Annotated in this window: 17 protein-coding genes; 6 read left to right on the top strand and 11 right to left on the bottom strand. The window is 64.2% G+C overall.

Annotation, left to right across the window (positions count from 1 at the left end):
• Positions 1-10: 10 nt before the first annotated feature.
• From ACQZ5H_RS10245 to ACQZ5H_RS10235, 3 genes are read right to left on the bottom strand one after another with little or no spacing between them, the layout of a single operon-like run.
• Positions 11-1,234, bottom strand: coding sequence for an NAD(P)/FAD-dependent oxidoreductase (locus ACQZ5H_RS10245; RefSeq protein ID WP_449097579.1), 1,224 nt, complete (start codon positions 1,232-1,234; stop codon positions 11-13).
• 10 nt (positions 1,235-1,244) lie between these two features.
• The gene (locus ACQZ5H_RS10240) at positions 1,245-1,559 is read right to left on the bottom strand and encodes a MocE family 2Fe-2S type ferredoxin (protein WP_112712568.1); all 315 of its coding nucleotides are present in this window, start codon (positions 1,557-1,559) and stop codon (positions 1,245-1,247) included.
• Between the two features lie 26 nt (positions 1,560-1,585).
• Positions 1,586-2,671, bottom strand: a complete 1,086-nt coding sequence (locus tag ACQZ5H_RS10235; protein WP_449097578.1) for a fatty acid desaturase family protein — start codon at positions 2,669-2,671, stop codon at positions 1,586-1,588.
• Between the two features lie 135 nt (positions 2,672-2,806).
• Between ACQZ5H_RS10235 and ACQZ5H_RS10230 the strand changes: the two genes are divergently transcribed.
• A complete protein-coding gene (locus ACQZ5H_RS10230) occupies positions 2,807-3,835 on the top strand; it encodes a LacI family DNA-binding transcriptional regulator (RefSeq protein ID WP_203430161.1) in 1,029 nt (342 codons plus the stop codon).
• A gap of 153 nt (positions 3,836-3,988) precedes the next feature.
• The gene (locus ACQZ5H_RS10225; RefSeq protein ID WP_449097577.1) at positions 3,989-4,801 is read left to right on the top strand and encodes a TIM barrel protein; all 813 of its coding nucleotides are present in this window, start codon (positions 3,989-3,991) and stop codon (positions 4,799-4,801) included.
• A 1-nt stretch (position 4,802) separates the two neighbouring features.
• Here ACQZ5H_RS10225 and cobM read toward each other — a convergent pair whose 3' ends face one another.
• Together cobM and cbiE are read right to left on the bottom strand one after the other, a co-directional pair.
• A complete protein-coding gene (gene cobM / locus ACQZ5H_RS10220; RefSeq protein WP_449097576.1) occupies positions 4,803-5,561 on the bottom strand; it encodes a precorrin-4 C(11)-methyltransferase in 759 nt (252 codons plus the stop codon).
• Positions 5,558-6,796 carry a precorrin-6y C5,15-methyltransferase (decarboxylating) subunit CbiE gene (gene cbiE, locus ACQZ5H_RS10215; protein ID WP_449097575.1) on the bottom strand — a complete coding sequence of 413 codons (1,239 nt, stop codon included), beginning with the start codon at positions 6,794-6,796 and terminating at the stop codon, positions 5,558-5,560. Before cbiE ends, cobM begins: the two co-directional genes overlap by 4 nt.
• On the opposite strand from cbiE, the gene ACQZ5H_RS10210 reads away from it, so the two are divergent.
• The gene (locus ACQZ5H_RS10210) at positions 6,795-7,565 is read left to right on the top strand and encodes a cobalt-precorrin-6A reductase (protein ID WP_449097574.1); all 771 of its coding nucleotides are present in this window, start codon (positions 6,795-6,797) and stop codon (positions 7,563-7,565) included. The genes cbiE and ACQZ5H_RS10210 overlap by 2 nt on opposite strands.
• Here ACQZ5H_RS10210 and ACQZ5H_RS10205 read toward each other — a convergent pair.
• The 6 genes from ACQZ5H_RS10205 to ACQZ5H_RS10180 are packed head-to-tail and all read right to left on the bottom strand — an operon-like array spanning position 7,529 to position 12,311.
• On the bottom strand, positions 7,529-8,293 hold the full coding sequence (locus ACQZ5H_RS10205) for a precorrin-3B C(17)-methyltransferase (RefSeq protein ID WP_449097573.1): 765 nt from the start codon (positions 8,291-8,293) through the stop codon (positions 7,529-7,531). The genes ACQZ5H_RS10210 and ACQZ5H_RS10205 overlap by 37 nt on opposite strands.
• Positions 8,290-9,021: a precorrin-2 C(20)-methyltransferase gene (locus ACQZ5H_RS10200; protein ID WP_449097572.1), complete on the bottom strand. Its 732-nt coding sequence runs from the start codon at positions 9,019-9,021 to the stop codon at positions 8,290-8,292. Before ACQZ5H_RS10200 ends, ACQZ5H_RS10205 begins: the two co-directional genes overlap by 4 nt.
• Complete coding sequence (locus tag ACQZ5H_RS10195) at positions 9,018-9,650, bottom strand: precorrin-8X methylmutase (protein WP_449097571.1); 633 nt, start codon at positions 9,648-9,650, stop codon at positions 9,018-9,020. The genes ACQZ5H_RS10200 and ACQZ5H_RS10195 overlap by 4 nt, the downstream gene beginning before the upstream one ends.
• Positions 9,651-9,652: 2 nt before the next feature.
• Positions 9,653-11,017 (bottom strand): precorrin-3B synthase, encoded by a 1,365-nt coding sequence (cobG, locus tag ACQZ5H_RS10190; RefSeq protein ID WP_449097570.1) that lies wholly within the window; start codon positions 11,015-11,017, stop codon positions 9,653-9,655.
• 41 nt (positions 11,018-11,058) lie between these two features.
• Complete coding sequence (gene cobF, locus ACQZ5H_RS10185) at positions 11,059-11,817, bottom strand: precorrin-6A synthase (deacetylating) (protein ID WP_449097569.1); 759 nt, start codon at positions 11,815-11,817, stop codon at positions 11,059-11,061.
• A 14-nt stretch (positions 11,818-11,831) separates the two neighbouring features.
• Complete coding sequence (locus ACQZ5H_RS10180; protein ID WP_449097568.1) at positions 11,832-12,311, bottom strand: DUF2938 domain-containing protein; 480 nt, start codon at positions 12,309-12,311, stop codon at positions 11,832-11,834.
• Between the two features lie 231 nt (positions 12,312-12,542).
• Here ACQZ5H_RS10180 and ACQZ5H_RS10175 point away from each other — a divergent pair, with 231 nt between their 5' ends.
• From ACQZ5H_RS10175 to ACQZ5H_RS10165, 3 genes are read left to right on the top strand one after another with little or no spacing between them, the layout of a single operon-like run.
• Positions 12,543-13,115: a GbsR/MarR family transcriptional regulator gene (locus ACQZ5H_RS10175; protein ID WP_112712593.1), complete on the top strand. Its 573-nt coding sequence runs from the start codon at positions 12,543-12,545 to the stop codon at positions 13,113-13,115.
• 4 nt (positions 13,116-13,119) lie between these two features.
• The gene (gene cydD, locus ACQZ5H_RS10170; protein ID WP_449097567.1) at positions 13,120-14,823 is read left to right on the top strand and encodes a thiol reductant ABC exporter subunit CydD; all 1,704 of its coding nucleotides are present in this window, start codon (positions 13,120-13,122) and stop codon (positions 14,821-14,823) included.
• Positions 14,820-16,511 carry an amino acid ABC transporter ATP-binding/permease protein gene (locus ACQZ5H_RS10165; RefSeq protein WP_449097566.1) on the top strand — a complete coding sequence of 564 codons (1,692 nt, stop codon included), beginning with the start codon at positions 14,820-14,822 and terminating at the stop codon, positions 16,509-16,511. Before cydD ends, ACQZ5H_RS10165 begins: the two co-directional genes overlap by 4 nt.
• Positions 16,512-16,560 lie beyond the last annotated feature (49 nt).

The raw sequence follows: 16,560 nt of genomic DNA, 5'->3' as shown, positions 1-16,560 counted from the left end.
TGTTCTCCGTTCAGGCCGCGAGCAGCGACTTCAGTTTGACATTGCTGGCGGTCAAGGCCGCCGGATCGGGATGGGCACGCGCGGCGATCAGCATTTCCGCAAGGCGGATATCGCGGGCGACGGCATTGCCGGTGCCGATGCCGCTTGCGGCCAGCAACCGTCCCTCGCCATCTAGATGGAAGAGGATGAAGGCGCCATCGCCGAGGTCGCGCCGCAGATGCGTGACGGCGCCATCGGCAAGTCCGGCGATCTGCAGCGTCAGGTCATATTGATCCGACCAGAACCACGGGACGGCCCAAACAGCCTCGTTCGCGCCCATCATATTGGCTGCGGCGAGGTTGCCCTGCTCCTGCGCATTGCGCCACGACTCAAGCCGTACGCGTTTACCGCCGTAAATTTCAAGAGGAAAAGAGCAGCAGTCGCCAGCGGCATAAACGTCCGGCGATGAGGTCTGCAAATGCCCGTCGACGGCGATGCCGTTCTCGATCGCCAGGCCTGCGGCTTGCGCCAATTCCACATTCGGCTGCGCGCCAATTCCGACCAGGATAAGATCGGCCTCCAGCCTCTCGCCGCCAATCTTGATGAAGGCGTGGCCGGTCTCTTCGCCGACGGCCTCGATGGCGGCGCCGCAGCGCAGATCGATGCCTTCGCCGCGATGACGCTCGGAAAGCGCTAGCGCGATCTCCTCCGGCACGCCGCGTTTCAGGACGCGTTCCAGCCCCTCGACGAGGGTGACGCGGGCGCCGAGCTTGATCGCGGTGGCGGCAACCTCGAGGCCGATAAAGCCACCGCCGATAATGGCGATGTGCCTGCCGGGTTTCATGACATCGCGGAGCGAAACGGCGTCGTGATGGGTGCGCAATGCCCGGATCCGGGCGCTGACGGCCGGTGCACCCGGAAAGGCACGCGGGCTGGCGCCCGTTGCAAGCAACAGCTTGTCATAGGAGAGGACGGAGCCATCGGAGAGAACGACGCGCTTGGCTTCCGCATCGAGGCTCTTGGCCGATACGCCCGTCAGCAGGCGGATGCCAACTTCCGCATAGCGCTCGGAGGCGGCAATCAGCTTCGGCTCGAGGGCTTCGCTGATGCTCGCCTTCGACAAAGGCGGGCGCTCGTAAGGCAACAGCGTCTCGGTGCCGACAAGGGTGATCTCGCCTTCAAAGCCCTTTTCACGCAAAGCAAAGGCGGCCCGGGCGCCGCATTCGCCGGCCCCGATAATGACGAAGTGAGACATGGAAGCCTCCTCAGATGGAGATGAAGACAGAGCCGCCTTCGACCTTGACCGGATAGGTCTTCAGGTTGACGCAGACGGGTGCGCCCTTGGCCTCGCCGGTCTTGTAGTTGAAGCGGCCGTTATGTTTCGGACATTCGATGATGTCGTCCATCACCAGGCCATCGGCGAGATGGATGCGCTCGTGGGTGCAGAGCCCGTCGGTTGCGAAGAATTCATCGTCGGGGCTGCGATAGACGGCGAAAGTCTTGCCGTCATGGTCAAAGCGCATGACATCCTCTTCGTCGATATCATCCTTGGCGCAGACTTCGATCCAGTTTCCGCTCATATCTTCCTCCCAGAATTATCGTTGTCTTACTGAGCCGCCGGGGCGAGCTCGGCGTGGAACTCCTCGCGATACGGCCGCGCCGTCTGCGGCAGTTCGCGCTTCAGGAAATAGTCCTCGTTTCGCAGCTGGCGAAGAAAAGCCGGGATCATTTCCTTGTAGCCCGACCACATCGACGGGTTCGGCGCCGGAAGGTCGTGCTTGATCATCGCATGCAGCTGCGGCAGCGCATGGTAAGGCACCATCGGGAACATGTGATGCTCGACGTGGTAGTTCATGTTCCAGTAGATGAAGCGGCTGATCGGGTTCATGTAGACCGTGCGGCTGTTCAGCCGGTGGTCGATGACATTGTCGGCGAGGCCGCCATGCTGCAACAGGCCGGTCAGAACATGGTGCCAGGCGCCGTAGAGACGCGGCAGGCCGATCAACATCAGCGGCAGGAACGAGCCCATATAAATGGAGAGCGCGATGGTCGCGACATAGATCGCCAGCCAGATACGGGCGACGCGGATCGTCTTTGGCTGCTCCATCTCGGGAATGAAGGTCTTTTCCGCCTCGCTGACGACGCCGGAGGCGTTGCGCAGCATGTCGATCACAGCATAGCCGGCATCGAGGATGCCGAAGAAATTCAGGATCAGCCGGAAGAGATCCGGCGGGCGCATGACGGCAATTTCCGGATCGCGGCCGACGATGACGGTGTCTGTGTGATGGCGCGTATGGCTCCAGCGCCAGGTTACCGGATTGCGCATGATCATGAAGCAGGCGATCTGATAAACGGCATCGTTCATCCAGCGCGTCTTGAAGGCGGTGCCGTGGCCGCATTCATGCCAGCGACTGTCGGAAGCCGAGCCGTAGAGAACGCCATAGGCGAGGAAGAACGGGACGCAGATCCACGAACCCCAGAGATAGATACCGAGACCGGCGAAAACCAGCATGCTGCCGAGCCAGATGATCGTGTCGCGGATCGCAGGCGCATCCGAGCGCTGCATCAGCGCCTTCATCTCCTTGCGCGCTACGTCGGTGTGATACCATTGCGCTGCCGCAAGCCCGGTCTCAACCGCCCGGCGGCTGCTCTCCCCCAGCAGGCTGTAGTCGCGTTTCATCGTCTCGGTCATCTTTGCCTCCCGCCAATCCCTGGCTGACATGAAGGTTAAGTTGACTTTGCCCAGGGCTCAATGCAGTCTTGATATATTCTATCAAAAACCATCACACATGGCTTTCATCTGTGATGGATTACATCAGGAACCGTCATGCGCCGACCGACGATATCAGACCTTGCCCATGCGTCCGGCGTCAGTGTGGCGACTGTCGACCGCGTGCTCAACGGGCGCCATAAGGTGCGCGAGGAAACGGCGCGGCGTGTCTATGACGCGGCGCAATCGATCGGCTACCACGCTGTCGGCCTGATCCGGCAGCGCGTCTTCGAGGATCTGCCGCGCTATCAGCTGGCCTTCCTGCTGCAGAAGCCGATGCAATCCTTCTACCAGGCCTTTAGCCGCGAAATCGAGATTGCGGCGGCGGCCTGCACCACGGCGCGGCTGCAGATTCAGATCGATTATCCGGCGGCCTCAACGCCTGCCGCCATTACCGAGAAGCTCCGGACGCTGACGGCCCGCAACCAGGCGGTGGCCATGGTGGCCCCGGATTATCCGGCCGTCACCGCAGCCGTGGAAGAGCTGAAACACAAGGGCATCCCGGTCTTTTCCGTGCTGTCGGATTTCGCCGAGGGGACGCGCGCCGGCTATATCGGCCTCGATAACCGCAAGGTCGGCCGTTCTGCGGCCTGGACGATCGCCCGCACGGCCCGCAAGCCCGGCAAGGTCGCCTGTTTCGTCGGCAGCCATCGCTTCCATGGGCATGAGCTGCGCGAAGTCGGCTTCCGCTCCTATTTCCGCGAGGAAGCGCCCGATTTCGATGTGCTGGAAACGCTCATCAATCTCGACACCGTGGAGATCACCCATGAGGCGACGTCGACGCTGCTGCAGAAGCACCCTGACCTCGTCGGCCTCTATGTCTGCGGTGGCGGCATGGAAGGGGCGATCGCTGCGATCCAGGAGGAAAAACGCACCGGCGAGGTCGCCCTGATCGTCAATGAGCTGGTGCCGGAGAGCAAGGCCGCGCTGATGGACGGAACGGTGACCATGGCACTCAGCACACCGCTGCCGGCGATCTGCCGCGAGCTGGTCGCCCAGATGATCGCCGCCATCGGCAACGGTGAGGCGGCAGTTCCCGGCCAGACCTTCCTGCCGTTCGAAATCTATATTCCGGAGAATATCTAGAATGATGGATTTCCATCATTCATCACAAAAATCTGTCACGGATGATAGGATGGACAGGCGTCTGCCTGCTGGCGCCTTTGCAATTTTCGGATAGAGATTCCCCGGGCTAGATTTGCGCTCCAGGACCGGAGCGCCCTTGGGAGGACTTTTGAAATGGCATCTGTTCGCTACGCGCTGAACCACATGGCAGCGCCCGCACTGAAGATTGACAGCTTCTTCGCGCTCGCAAAGTCGCTCGGCATCGACTCCGTCGAAATCCGCAACGACCTCAGCGGCAACGCGATCCTCGACGGCACCAAGCCGGCGGAGATCAAGGCGGCCGCCGAGCGCCATGGCGTGACGATTATCTCGATCAACGCCCTGCAGCGTTTCAACGAGTGGAACGAGACCCGCGCCGCCGAAGCCGGGGAATTGATCAACTATGCAGCCGCCTGCGGCGCCAAGGCGCTGGTGCTGGTTCCGAAGAACGACGGCACCGGCCGTGAAGACGGCGCGCGCCAAGCCAATCTGCGTCAGTCGCTGACCGCCCTGAAGCCGATGCTCGATGCTGCCGGCATCACCGGTCTGGTCGAGCCGCTCGGCTTCGAAATCTGCTCGCTGAGCTCAAAGACGGAAGCGGCCGATGCGATCCGTGAACTCGGCGCTGAAGGCACGTTCAAGCTCGTCCACGACACGTTCCACCACCATCTCGCCGGCGAGGCCGCGATCTTCCCTGATATGACCGGCTTGATCCACATTTCCGGCGTCGATGACAAGGACGTTTCCGTCTCGGACATGCGCGACCCGCACCGCGTTCTCGTCACGTCAGCCGACCGGCTCGACAATGCCGGCCAAGTGCGCGCGCTGCTGCAGGCGGGCTACAAGGGGCCCGCCTCCTTCGAGCCGTTCTCGGCCGACGTCCATGCGCTGAAAGATCCGGCAGCGGCGCTGCGCCAGAGCATGGATTATCTCTCTTCGGCGATCTGAGCTATTCGCGGCCGCGGAAGCGGCGCTGATAGGCAGGATCGTAAAGCGAGCTTTCGCGGAAATCGCTGGCAGCAAGGGACGGACCGACGAAGATGATCGCGGTCCGTTCGATCGGTTCTGCGGCAACCTTCGCCTCGATATCGCCGAGCGTGCCGCGGACAATCCGCTCATCCGGCCACGAGGCCTTGACGACGATGGCCACAGGACAATCCGCGCCGTAAAGCGGCGTCAGCTCGCTGACCACCTGGCCGAGCGCATGGATCGCCAGATGAATGGCGAGCGTCGAGCCGGTCGCGCCGAATTTCTCCAGCGTCTCTGCATTCGGCATCGGCGATGCCCGGCCGGAAACGCGGGTCAGCACCAGGCTCTGCGCCACGGCCGGGATCGTCAGCTCGCGACCGAGCGCCGAGGCGGCGGCTGCAAAGGCCGGAACGCCGGGGGTCATCGTGAAATCGATGCCGTGCTTTTCGAGGCGGCGGATCTGCTCGGCCACGGCGCTCCACACCGAAAGATCGCCGGAATGCAGCCGCGCAACATCCTGACCGGCATTGGCGGCCTTCAGATACTCGGCCTCGATCTCGTCGAGCGACATCGGCGCCGTATCGACGATGAGCGCGCCCGGCGGGCAATATTGCAAGAGCTCCGGCGAAACGATCGAGCCGGCATAGAGGCAGACCGGGCATTTCGCGATCAGATCGCGGCCGCGAACAGTGATAAGGTCGGCAGCGCCCGGGCCAGCGCCGATGAAATGTACGGTCATGTCAGGTCCTTGATCCAGCGCCATTGCGTCACCGGCATTGCCGGGCGCCAGCCGCTCATCGTGCCGACGGGGGCGGCACGGGAAACTTCGAGGCGCGTCAGCGTTCCGCCGCGCCTTGCATATTCGGAAAGCAGCAGCACTTCCATTTCCAGCGTCACGGCGTTGGCGACGAGACGCCCGCCCGGCTTGAGCGCGGCGATAGCCGCCTCGAGTACGCCGGGCTCGCTGCCACCACCGCCGATGAAGATCGCGTCCGGCTGCGCGAGATCGCGAAGCGCCGAGGGCGCGGTGCCTTCGACCAGCGCGAGGCTTGGCACACCGAGAGCCGTTGCATTGCGGGCGATGCGCGCGGCGCGCTCCGGCGATTGCTCGATGGCGATCGCCTTCAGCGAGGGATCGCAGAGCATCCATTCGATGCCGATGGAGCCCGAACCTGCGCCGATATCCCACAGCAGTTCGCCGTAGCGCGGCGACAGCGCCGACAGCGTCAGAGCGCGGATCTCGCGCTTGGTGATCTGCCCGTCATGTTCGAAGAACCCGTCGTCCAGGCCATTGGTGAAGGGCAGGATGCGGGCCTTTTCGTCAGCCACGACTTCGACGGCGCAGACATTGAGCGGATCGATAGCGCCGAGCGCGAACTCCGCCGCAAGCGCCGAACGAACCGTCTCGCGATCACCGCCCAGCGCTTCCAGCACTGTCAGACGCGAACGGCCGAAACCGTAATTGGTCAGCAGCCTGGCGATTTCCGCCGGTCCCTTCTCATCCGATGTCAGCGCAATGATGCGCCGCCCATCATGCAGATGCGGCATGATCAGTTCGATGGGACGCCCATGCAGCGATACCGTCGCAACATCCTGCAGCGGCCAGCCGAGGCGCGAGGCGGCGAGGCTGAAGGCCGAAGGGGCCGGAATCGTGCACATCTCGTCCGCCGCGATCCGCCGCGAAAGCGTCGCGCCGACGCCATAGAGGAAGGGATCGCCGGAGGCGAGAACCACGACAGGCGTGCCGCGGCGGGAAACGATATCGTCCACCGACGTCTCGAACGGGCTTTGCCATATCCGCCGCTCGCCAGAAATGAGACGATCGAGCAGCGCATGATGCCGGGCGCCGCCGAACACGACCGGGGCCGAAGCAATCAGCCGCCGCGCCTCTTCGCCGAGACCGTCTGGACCATCTTCACCGATGCCGATAATGGTCAGCCAGGGTTTTTCGGATCGGGACGGCAGATCAGACATGGCAGAATTCCGCGTTCTGATACTGGGCGGCACAAGCGAGGCGCGCCTGCTGGCGGCCGCGCTGCAGAAGCGTTCCGACGTCGATACTCTGCTGTCTCTCGCCGGACGCACCGAAAAACCGTCCGAACAGCCGGTTTCCGTGAGGATTGGTGGTTTTGGCGGCGCCGAAGGACTTTCGCGTTTCCTTCGCGAAGGCGAATTTGACCTGCTCGTCGATGCCACGCATCCCTTTGCCGCCAGAATTTCCGCGAATGCCGCCGAGGCTGCCGGAATGACCGGCATTCGGTCCATCGCCCTGCGCCGCCCGCTCTGGAGCGAGGAACACGGCGACCGCTGGACGCATGCCGCGACCATTCCCGAAGCGATAGAGGCACTTGGAGCTGCGCCGCGCCGCGTCTTCCTGGCGACCGGCCGGCAGGAGGCGCATGCGGCAGAGGCGGCTCCGCAGCATTTCTATCTGGTCCGCAGCGTCGATCCCGTCACGCCGCCCTTGAAGCTCAATCACGCCGTCTTCATTCTCGACCGCGGCCCCTTCGCGCTGGATGCCGAACTGGCGCTCCTGCGGGACCATCGCATCGACGCCGTGATCGCCAAGAACAGTGGCGGCAGCGCCACCTATGCAAAGATCGAAGCGGCGCGCATGCTCGGCATCGAGGTTTTCATGGTCGGCCGCGCCGTGGGGCCTGCCATGAGAACGGTCGAAACTGTCGAGGACGCGCTGGCGGCGATCGATCACCTCGTCCCTCCGGCGATGAAACGCGGCGTATAGATCAGATCGGGCTTGCCATCCCGCGCCACGATGCGGGTTTCCGGCGAGCCGATGATGACACAGGTCGCCATATCCGCAACGGCGGCATCGGCCGTCTCCAGCGGCTGAACCGTAATGCGCTCATCCGGGCGTCCCGCGGCACGGCCGAAGATGACGGGCGTCGCGCCCGGCAATTCGCTGCGCAAAAGCTCGAAGGCACGACCGAGCTGCCAGGGGCGCGCCTTGCTGATCGGATTATAGAGTGCGATGACGAAACCCGCCTGCGCCGCAAGCGTCAGCCGCTTCTCGATCACATCCCAGGGCTTCAGATTGTCCGACAGCGAAATGGCACAGAAATCGTGGCCCAGCGGCGCGCCGGTGCGCGCCGCAACCGCGAGCATGGCCGTGATGCCGGGCAGCACGACGAGATCGACACCGCGCCATTCGGCAGGTCCCTTGTCGATAGCCTCGCAGATCGCCGCCGCCATGGCAAAGACGCCGGGATCGCCGCCGGAGACGACGCAGACGGTGCGTCCTTCGGCAGCCATCTTCAGCGCCGCATTGGCACGGTCGAGTTCCTCGCGATTATCGGAGGCATGACGGCTCTGATGTGGCTGGAAATCGATCCGGTCGAGATAGGGGCCGTAGCCGAAAAAGTCGGTCGATGCGGAAACGGCGCGCGCCGCTTCCGGCGTCATCTGGTCGGGATTGCCCGGGCCGGTGCCGATGACATAGAGCGTGCCGCTCATCGGCTCGTCTCCCAGCCGGGAACGAGCACCAGCGAGAAATAAGGCGCATCGCCATCCGGCCGCTCGGCGAGCTTGATCATCGCCGCATTCGCCATCGTGCCGCGCTCGACATAGACGGCTTCTTTCAGACGCCCGGCGCTCTCCAGCGCCCGGCGGATCTTCGGCAGATTGCGGCCGACTTTCATGATCACCGCCGCCTGGGTATCCGCCAGTCTGCGCGTCAGCTCGGCCTCCGCCATCGTGCCCGGCAGCACGGAGAGCACGTCGTCCCCCTGGACGATCGGCATGCCGGCGACCGACCAGCAGCCGGACATGGCGCTGATGCCGGGGATGACTTCGGTCGGATAGCGATGTGCCAGGCGGACATGCAGATGCATGTAGGAACCATAGAACATCGGATCGCCCTCGCTGAGGATCGCGACCGTCTTTCCGGCGTCGAGATGCGCAGCAACGGCAGCGGCCGACGCATCGTAGAAACCGGTGATCTGGCTCTGATAGGCCATTTCGCCCTTATCGATCTCCGTCGTCACCGGATAATAGAGCGGCAGCAGCTCGGCGCGCTCAGAGATCAGATGCTGGACGATGGCGCGGCCATTGCCGCTCCGCCCCTGCTTGGCGAAGAAGGCGATGACATCGGCGCTCTCGATCGCCTTCGCTGCCTTGATAGTCAGAAGCTCAGGATCACCCGGCCCGGTGCCGACGCCGATCAGACGGCCTTGCGTGCTCATAGACCCGGCCTCGCAAGTGCATTGACCGCGGCCGCCGTCATCGCGCTGCCGCCGAGGCGGCCGCGGACGATGGCATAGGGAACGCCGTAGGAATTTTCCGCCAGGGCATCCTTGGATTCCGCCGCGCCGACGAAGCCGACGGGCATGCCGAGGATCGCCGCAGGCTTCGGCCCACCATCGCGCAGCAATTCGAGCAGATAGAAAAGAGCGGTCGGCGCATTGCCGATAGCCACGACGCTGCCGGCCAGCCGCTCGCGCCAGAGCTCGATTGCCGCCGCAGACCGTGTATTGCCCTTTGCCCTGGCAAGCTCGGGCGTGCGCGGATCACGCAGCGTACAGATCACGTCATTTCCGGCCGGAAGCCGGGCGCGGGTGATGCCATGCGAGACCATCTCGGCATCGCAGAAAACAGGCGCGCCTGATTTCAGCGCCTCGCGCGCCGCCGTGACGACACCGGGAGCGAATTCGAAATGGGCAGCAGCCTCGACAAGGCCGCAGGCATGGATCATGCGCACGGCGACATCGGCCTCTTCAGGAGAGAAGCGCGAAAGATCGGCTTCGCTGCGGATGATCGCAAAGGAGCGCACGTAGATGGCGTCGCCTTCGCGGATGTAATCGTAGTCTGGCATCCCTAGTCCCGTCGCAGCGCTTTCGCGATCGTTGCGGCGCCAAACCGTTTCAGACAGGCGGCCGCCGATTCACCAGCCTGACGCTGCGGTCCGGCAAGCTGGGCGAGCTTCTCTATAGCGGATTCGATCCCGCCGCCAGCAATCGTTGCGTCGGGCGCATCACCGGCCTTGCCATCGAGCGAAAATCCATAGCCATCGGCTGATCCCACGAGCGCCAACGCTGGTGACGGATGGGCGCAGCCCTTAGCGCAACCGGAGAGATGGACGGTCAGCGAGCCGTCCAGCAATTCAGGCGCATGCTCGATAATCCGGGCGGCGAGCCGCCGTGTTTCATAGAAGCCCGACATGCAGAAACCGGCACCGGCACAGGCGGCGATATTGGCTGCGGGGTCCTGCGGATCGGCGCTCAGGCCGTGGCCGCCGGCGATCATCGTCAGGCGTTCCGCCTCCGCGCGGGAAAGGCCAGTGATCAGAAACTGGCGATCGGGCGCAAGCCGGATCTCCGCTGACGCATCGAGATTGGCAAGAAACGCGATCAGCTCGCTCGACTGCATCTGGCCGAATTGCGGGCGGAGACCGAGCGCGGCATGCTGCCCGGAAAGCATTACTGTCCCGGGTTGCGGCGTTGCGGAGACGGAAAGCGAGAGGGGGCCAAGTGGCTGCACGAATGCGGCTGCCAGTGCCTGATCATCAAGCTCCCTCGCCCGGCTGTGCTTGCCTATGGCAATCAGCAGATCGAGAATTCGGCCAACGGCGGCAACGGCCTCTCCGGCATCGCCGCAGAAAAGCGGATGCGCGGTTTTCGCCGTCCCTGCGATCGCTACCATCCAGCGCGCATCATCGACCGCCACCATGCGGATATCGGCGCTCATCTCATCAAGGCAAAAATGCCCGCGGCCATCGACGAGGATCGCGAGCTTCGGCGCCAGCAGCGGCGAGGCGAGCTTCTCGTGCAGGCGCTCGCGCAACATCTGCTCGAAAGCGGATGGATCCGCCACCTCGGCCGGATCGAGACCATGCAGCGGCGAGAGCTCGATGGCCGGATTGGCCGGGACGATAATGCCGGCGGCATCGATATCGGCAGCCAGGGCCTCGACGCTCTCTGCCCGCAAGCCACGGACCTGCAGATTGCCGCGCGCCGTGATCTCGAGGATGCCGTTTCCATGCGCCGCCGCCGAGACGGCGAGCGCCCGCATCTGCCCCACAGTCAGCGCGCCACCGGCCGGGCGCAAGCGCACCAGCAATCCGTCGCCTGTCGGCATCGGTGCGGCAAGCGTCGGGCAGGCGCCGCGGCGCAGGCCCGGTACGCAGTAATCGCCCGTCTCGATCTGTCTGTCAGTGGCCGCGGCCATGGCTGAACCTTTCATGCCCTGTCCTTACAGGATGACGGCACGCTCGGCAAAGGCGGCTATTCCTCGAAATCGCGGCCCTTGCGCAGCAGGTAGATATCCATGATCCAGCCATGCCGCTCGCGGGCTTCAGCCCGCATCTTCACGATCTCATCGGCGACATCGCCGAGACGGCCGGAATGGGTGATCTCGTCTTCGGTACCAAGATAGGCGCCCCAGAAGATCTCGGCATCGGGATTGTCGATCTTCGAGAATGCCTGGATACCATCGAGCATGACGACGGTGCTGTCGGCCTGCAGACCCGTCTCTGCGAGCCGCCGCCCGGTGGTGATCTCCACCGGCTTGCCGACGAGATTGACCGGAATCCGGTGGCTCGCCGCCAAAGCCTGGATACTGGTAATCCCGGGAATGACTGATACCGAAAACTCGACCTTGTCGCGGATGCGCTCGAGAATCCGCAGCGTGCTGTCATAAAGGCTGGGATCGCCCCACACGAGGAACGCGGCCTTTTCATCCGGCTTCAATCCGGCGATCAGCCCGGCATAGGTCGCGGCGATTGCCGCGTGCCACTCGTCGACGCTGCCGGTATAGCTCCGGCCCTCGATCTCGCGCTGGGGAACGGCGAATTCGATCGTCTTCGTCTTACCAGTGTCGAGGTAGCGCTCGCAGATCTCGCGGCGCACGGTCGCGAGCTCCTCCTTCTTCGCTCCCTTGGTGGGGATGAAGACGCAGTCCGCTCCCTTCATGGCGTTGATCGCCTGAATGGTGACATGATCGGGATTGCCGGTCCCGATGCCGATGACGAAGATCTCTCTCATTGCGGTCTCCCGCCTCAGCGGATCAGCAGCGCCGTTCCGTAAAGCCCGAGCGCAAACACCGTATGGGCAATCAGGTTCATGGCGCGCACCTTGTTCGGGTTCGCCGTCTTCGACGCCGCCCAGCCGATGCCGAGGCCCGGCTGCAGCAGGAACCAGCCGGCACCGACGGTGACGATACCGAGAATCCATGCCGGAATGAAGGTCGGCGCCGCCAGCCAAGGCTGCCCCATGATGATTGCCAGCGCCAGGCCATAGACGATGCCGGTGACGTAATGGCTGATCCAGCCGAGCGCCAGTTCATGCTCGTAAGGTGCGGCATTGCCGATGCTGTCGTGGAAAACCTTGCCGTTCTTCAGATGATAGAACCAGCGCCCGACCGGCGCCCAGTTGGCCGGTGCCTGCCCGAAAAAGCGATTGAGAACGATCGCCCAGATGTCCATGAGAACAGTCGCGCCGATGCCGATCACGATGCCGCGCCAGAGAATATCGAACATGTGAGAATATCCAGATGTGAAACCCCTCACCGTCTTAATGATGGCGGGGCTCCTCTGCAACAGAGCGAGACATCATTGCTGCGCCTAAACGATTGTTTGGGTGGGTCGCACCGAGCTCATGGGTACTGACCAAATTGCCGCAGACGGCGATCGCCGATTGTGCAGCGCGAAAACGAGAATATAGTGATTTCAGAAATTTCTGAAATCACAGACATTACGGAAACAACCGTCATGAACCTTCCGCCGCTCGTCCAATCCTTCGTCCTGCATTTCGGTGAAATGGGCTCCCGCTGGGGCATCAACCGCACCGTCGGGCAGATCTACGCCCTGCTCTATGTCTCGCCGGAGCCGCTTTGTGCCGAGGAGATCGTCGATGCGCTCAGCATCTCGCGCTCGAACGTATCGATGAGCCTGCGCGAGCTGCAGGCCTGGAACCTCGTGCTGATGAAACACAAGCCCGACGACCGTCGCGACTTCTTTTCGACGCCCGACGACGTCTGGCTGATCCTGCGCACGCTCGCCGAGGAGCGGAAGAAGCGTGAGGTCGATCCGACCCTTTCGGTGCTGCGGGAAATCCTGATGCAGAAGCCTGCAAGCGAGCATGAGCAATATGCACAGCAGCGCATGGGCGAGATGCACGGGCTAATCGAACAGCTGACGCATTGGTATGAAGACGTAAAACAACTTGAAACCGAACGTCTCGCAACATTACTATCTCTGGGGGCAAAAGTTACTAAGCTTCTGGAAGCCAAGGACCGGGTGATTTCGCTCGGCCGCGGCCGCCGTCCTGCGAACAAGAGTTAGCGCTATGGGGAGTGCTTTCTTAGACGCGAATGACGAGCCAGAACCGGGCGCGCAAGGGCGCGGCCGTCGCAGAAGCCGCGTTGCCAAAAACAGGCCAGGATCCAAGGCTGCCGCGCTGCTGCAGACCGCGGGCGCCCTGCTGTTCATTCCGCAGGCCGCCCTCATCGCTCTTTCCGTCGGCCGTATCGCCAATGGCGGCGGGCTCGACGCTGTTCTCTGGCCTGCAATCTTCATCGTCATCCTCGGCATTGCCAAGAGCTGTCTCGAGGCGGCAGGTGGCCGCCTGGCTTTCAAGGCGGCACGCGCCGAACTCAGCAAACGCCGCGCGGCCGCCGTCGGGGCCCTTGCGCGCCGCTCGCCTGTCGATCCCTCGCGGCCGGCCTCCGGCGAAGCGGCGAGCGTCATCGGCGAACAGGCCGAACTGATCGTGCCCTATATCGCCCGGTTCCAGCCCGCCCGCTTCAAGGCGACAGCTGTGCCTCTGGTGATGCTTGTCTGCATCTTTCCGATCTCCTGGATTGCTGCGCTGATCCTGCTAATCGCCATGCCGCTGATCCCGGTCTTCATGGCGCTGATCGGCTGGCGTGCCCAGGCCGCCAGCGAAAAGCAGCTGGCCGCGACCGGCGGGCTGAACGGCTTCCTGCTCGACCGTTTGCGCGGGTTGACGACGATCCGCGCGCTCGGTGCCGTCGATCAGACGGCAACGCGCCTGCGCGCCGATGCCGACGACCTGAAGAACCGGACGATGGCAGTCCTCAGGATCGCCTTCCTCTCCTCCGCCGTGCTTGAGCTCTTTGCAGCACTCGGTGTGGCCCTGCTCGCCGTCTATGTCGGCTTCAGCCTGCTCGGCGAAATCACTTTCGGCGCCTGGACCGGCGGCCTTGACCTGACGAACGGCCTCTTCCTGCTTTTGCTTGCTCCGGCCTTTTTCGAGCCGCTGCGGGACCTCTCGTCTGTCTGGCACGATCGCGCCAGCGGCGAAGCGGCGCTCCTCGCGCTGGATGGAATTGCAACCGGTGGCCTGGATATCGTCAAGGAAGCAGACGGCCAACAGGCGGCGCGTTTCGATATCGAACTTGACGATGCCGGTTTCCGCTATGCCGCCGACAAGGCGCTGGCGATCGGCACGTTCAGCTGTCGCATCATCCAGGGCGAGCATGTCGCGCTGCTCGGCGCCAGCGGCAGCGGCAAATCGACTTTGCTTGCGCTGATCGCCGGGCTTGCTCCGGTCTCGGAAGGTACAGTCCGCATCGGCGGTCTGCCGCTCGGCGAGGCCGGGGACTGGCGCCGCCATATCGCCTGGATCGGCCAGAAGCCGCATATCTTCGCCGGTTCGCTCGCGGGCAACATCACGCTCGGCCGCGCAGCTACCAAGGCCAATGACGCGCTCCATGCCGCCAAGCTCGAGCAGGTCGCCGCCGCATATGGCAAGCGCCCGCTCGGCGAAGGCGGGCTTGGGCTTTCGGGTGGGGAAGCGCTGCGGCTCGCGATCGCCCGCGCGGCCTGCAATCCCGATATCCGCATCATCCTTGCCGATGAGCCGACTGCGCACCTAGATGCCGCCACGGCGGCCGGTATCACCGACAGCCTGATCCATCTCGCCAAGGGCAAGACGCTTGTCGTCGCCACCCACGATCCACGGCTTGCCGCCCGCATGCAGCGGGTGATCGCCATCGGCGCGGAAAATCTTCGGGAGGCTGCGGAATGAGCACGCGTCTCAGCGACCTCAAACCCGTCATCGCCGTGTTTCTTGCTGAACGGCGCCGTGGCCTGCTGATCGGCGCACTAATGTCGGCGCTGACGGTTCTGGCCGGTATCGCGCTTCTCGGCGTTTCCGGCTGGTTCATCACCGCCGCCTCGATTGCCGGCCTGTCCGTCGCCACCGCCGTCACCTTCGACGTTTTCGCACCGTCGGCCGGTATCCGCCTGCTGGCGATCGGGCGCACCTTCTCGCGTTACGGCGAGCGGATGACGACGCATGACGCGACTCTGTCGGTGCTTGCCGCTCTGCGCGAACGCCTGTTTCGCGGCTGGGCGAAGGGCGGCGCGGCGCGCCATCTCGCGGCACGCCCTTCAAGGCTTCTGTTCCGGCTGACCGCCGATATCGATGCGCTGGACGGGCTCTATCTGCGCGTCCTCGTTCCCGCCGCCGTCGCGATCTGCGCCGCGATCGCCGCAAGCGTGGCGCTCGGCCTGATCCATCCGCTGCTCGGCGCCTCGACCGGGCTGCTCCTGCTGCTTGCCGGTCTCGGCATCCCCTATGCCGCCGGCTACGCCGCTGCAAAATCCGCACGCCGCCGCATGCATGGCCTCGAGGCGGTGCGCGGCCGCGTCATCGATCTCGTCGCCGGCCAGACAGACTTGCTGATGGCCGGGCGCCTGGATGCCCAATGCGCCGCAGTCGCCACCGCCGACACCTATACATCGGCAGCCGACGATCGTCTGAACCGCATCGAAACCGGTGTCGCGCTCGGTTTCGGCCTGACCTCCTCGCTGCTTCTCGGGGGATCACTGCTCGCGGTCGCCGCGCTGGCGGGCGCAGGCGCCATCGGGGCGCCGGTCGCAGCGCTCGGCATGCTGGTCGCCTTCGCTGCCATCGAGCCCTTTGCCGCGCTGCGCCGCGGCGCCATCGAGCTTGGGCGCACGCTGATTGCGGCGCGCCACGTCGGAAGCCGTCTGACGGCTCCGGACCGGGCGAGTGAACACGTCGCACCAGCGCCCGGCATCGCCCTTGCGCTGACGGATGTTGCAGCCGCTCACGACGGTGCCGAGAGGCTCGCCATAAGTAAGTTATCGCTTACCATAAAAGCCAATGAAAAACTCGCTCTAGTCGGTGCCAGCGGGGCCGGAAAGTCTTCATTCCTGGCACTGCTCGCAGGCGAGTTGCGGCCGCAGAGCGGAACTGCCGCGATTACCGATTCGACGCTGCTGACGCAGCGCACCGAACTCTTTGCCGACAGCATCCGCGGCAACCTCCTGATCGCCGACCCCGCAGCGAGCGAGGAGCGCCTGCGCGACGCACTCGATGCTGCGGGACTGCTCACTGCAATCGACGCCCTGCCGAAGGGGCTCGACACCAAACTCGGAGAAGGCGGGCTTGGCCTGTCGGGCGGGCAATCGCGCCGCCTGGCGCTTGCGCGGCTCTTTCTCCGCAACGCATCCCTCTGGCTGCTCGATGAGCCGACGGAGGGTCTGGATGGCGATACTGCCCGCGACGTCATGGACCGCCTTGCCGAACGGGCAGACGGCCGCGCCGTGGTCATCGCCAGCCACATCCGCCGTGAGGCGGCGATCGCCGATCTGATCGCCGTGATCGAGGACGGGCGCATCACAGAACTCGCGCGCCGCGGAGAAGCGGCGTTCGAAAGGGCACTCGACCGGCTCCGGCCGGACTGAATTTTAACGACCTCAGACGCCAGCCGGCGCCGGTGGACTTCTTGATATC

The organism is Rhizobium sp. 21-4511-3d, from assembly GCF_053522545.1.
Note: the sequence above shows the minus strand (reverse complement) of the source record. Positions and strands in the feature narration are given on the sequence as shown.

Coding starts and splice junctions, on each gene's coding strand:
- ACQZ5H_RS10245 (WP_449097579.1), bottom strand. CDS start 1,234: ATGTCTCACTTCGTCATTATCGGGGCCGGCGAATGCGGCGCCCGGGCC.
- ACQZ5H_RS10240 (WP_112712568.1), bottom strand. CDS start 1,559: ATGAGCGGAAACTGGATCGAAGTCTGCGCCAAGGATGATATCGACGAA.
- ACQZ5H_RS10235 (WP_449097578.1), bottom strand. CDS start 2,671: ATGACCGAGACGATGAAACGCGACTACAGCCTGCTGGGGGAGAGCAGC.
- ACQZ5H_RS10230 (WP_203430161.1), top strand. CDS start 2,807: ATGCGCCGACCGACGATATCAGACCTTGCCCATGCGTCCGGCGTCAGT.
- ACQZ5H_RS10225 (WP_449097577.1), top strand. CDS start 3,989: ATGGCATCTGTTCGCTACGCGCTGAACCACATGGCAGCGCCCGCACTG.
- cobM (WP_449097576.1), bottom strand. CDS start 5,561: ATGACCGTACATTTCATCGGCGCTGGCCCGGGCGCTGCCGACCTTATC.
- ACQZ5H_RS10210 (WP_449097574.1), top strand. CDS start 6,795: ATGGCAGAATTCCGCGTTCTGATACTGGGCGGCACAAGCGAGGCGCGC.
- cbiE (WP_449097575.1), bottom strand. CDS start 6,796: ATGTCTGATCTGCCGTCCCGATCCGAAAAACCCTGGCTGACCATTATC.
- ACQZ5H_RS10205 (WP_449097573.1), bottom strand. CDS start 8,293: ATGAGCGGCACGCTCTATGTCATCGGCACCGGCCCGGGCAATCCCGAC.
- ACQZ5H_RS10200 (WP_449097572.1), bottom strand. CDS start 9,021: ATGAGCACGCAAGGCCGTCTGATCGGCGTCGGCACCGGGCCGGGTGAT.
- ACQZ5H_RS10195 (WP_449097571.1), bottom strand. CDS start 9,650: ATGCCAGACTACGATTACATCCGCGAAGGCGACGCCATCTACGTGCGC.
- cobG (WP_449097570.1), bottom strand. CDS start 11,017: ATGAAAGGTTCAGCCATGGCCGCGGCCACTGACAGACAGATCGAGACG.
- cobF (WP_449097569.1), bottom strand. CDS start 11,817: ATGAGAGAGATCTTCGTCATCGGCATCGGGACCGGCAATCCCGATCAT.
- ACQZ5H_RS10180 (WP_449097568.1), bottom strand. CDS start 12,311: ATGTTCGATATTCTCTGGCGCGGCATCGTGATCGGCATCGGCGCGACT.
- ACQZ5H_RS10175 (WP_112712593.1), top strand. CDS start 12,543: ATGAACCTTCCGCCGCTCGTCCAATCCTTCGTCCTGCATTTCGGTGAA.
- cydD (WP_449097567.1), top strand. CDS start 13,120: ATGGGGAGTGCTTTCTTAGACGCGAATGACGAGCCAGAACCGGGCGCG.
- ACQZ5H_RS10165 (WP_449097566.1), top strand. CDS start 14,820: ATGAGCACGCGTCTCAGCGACCTCAAACCCGTCATCGCCGTGTTTCTT.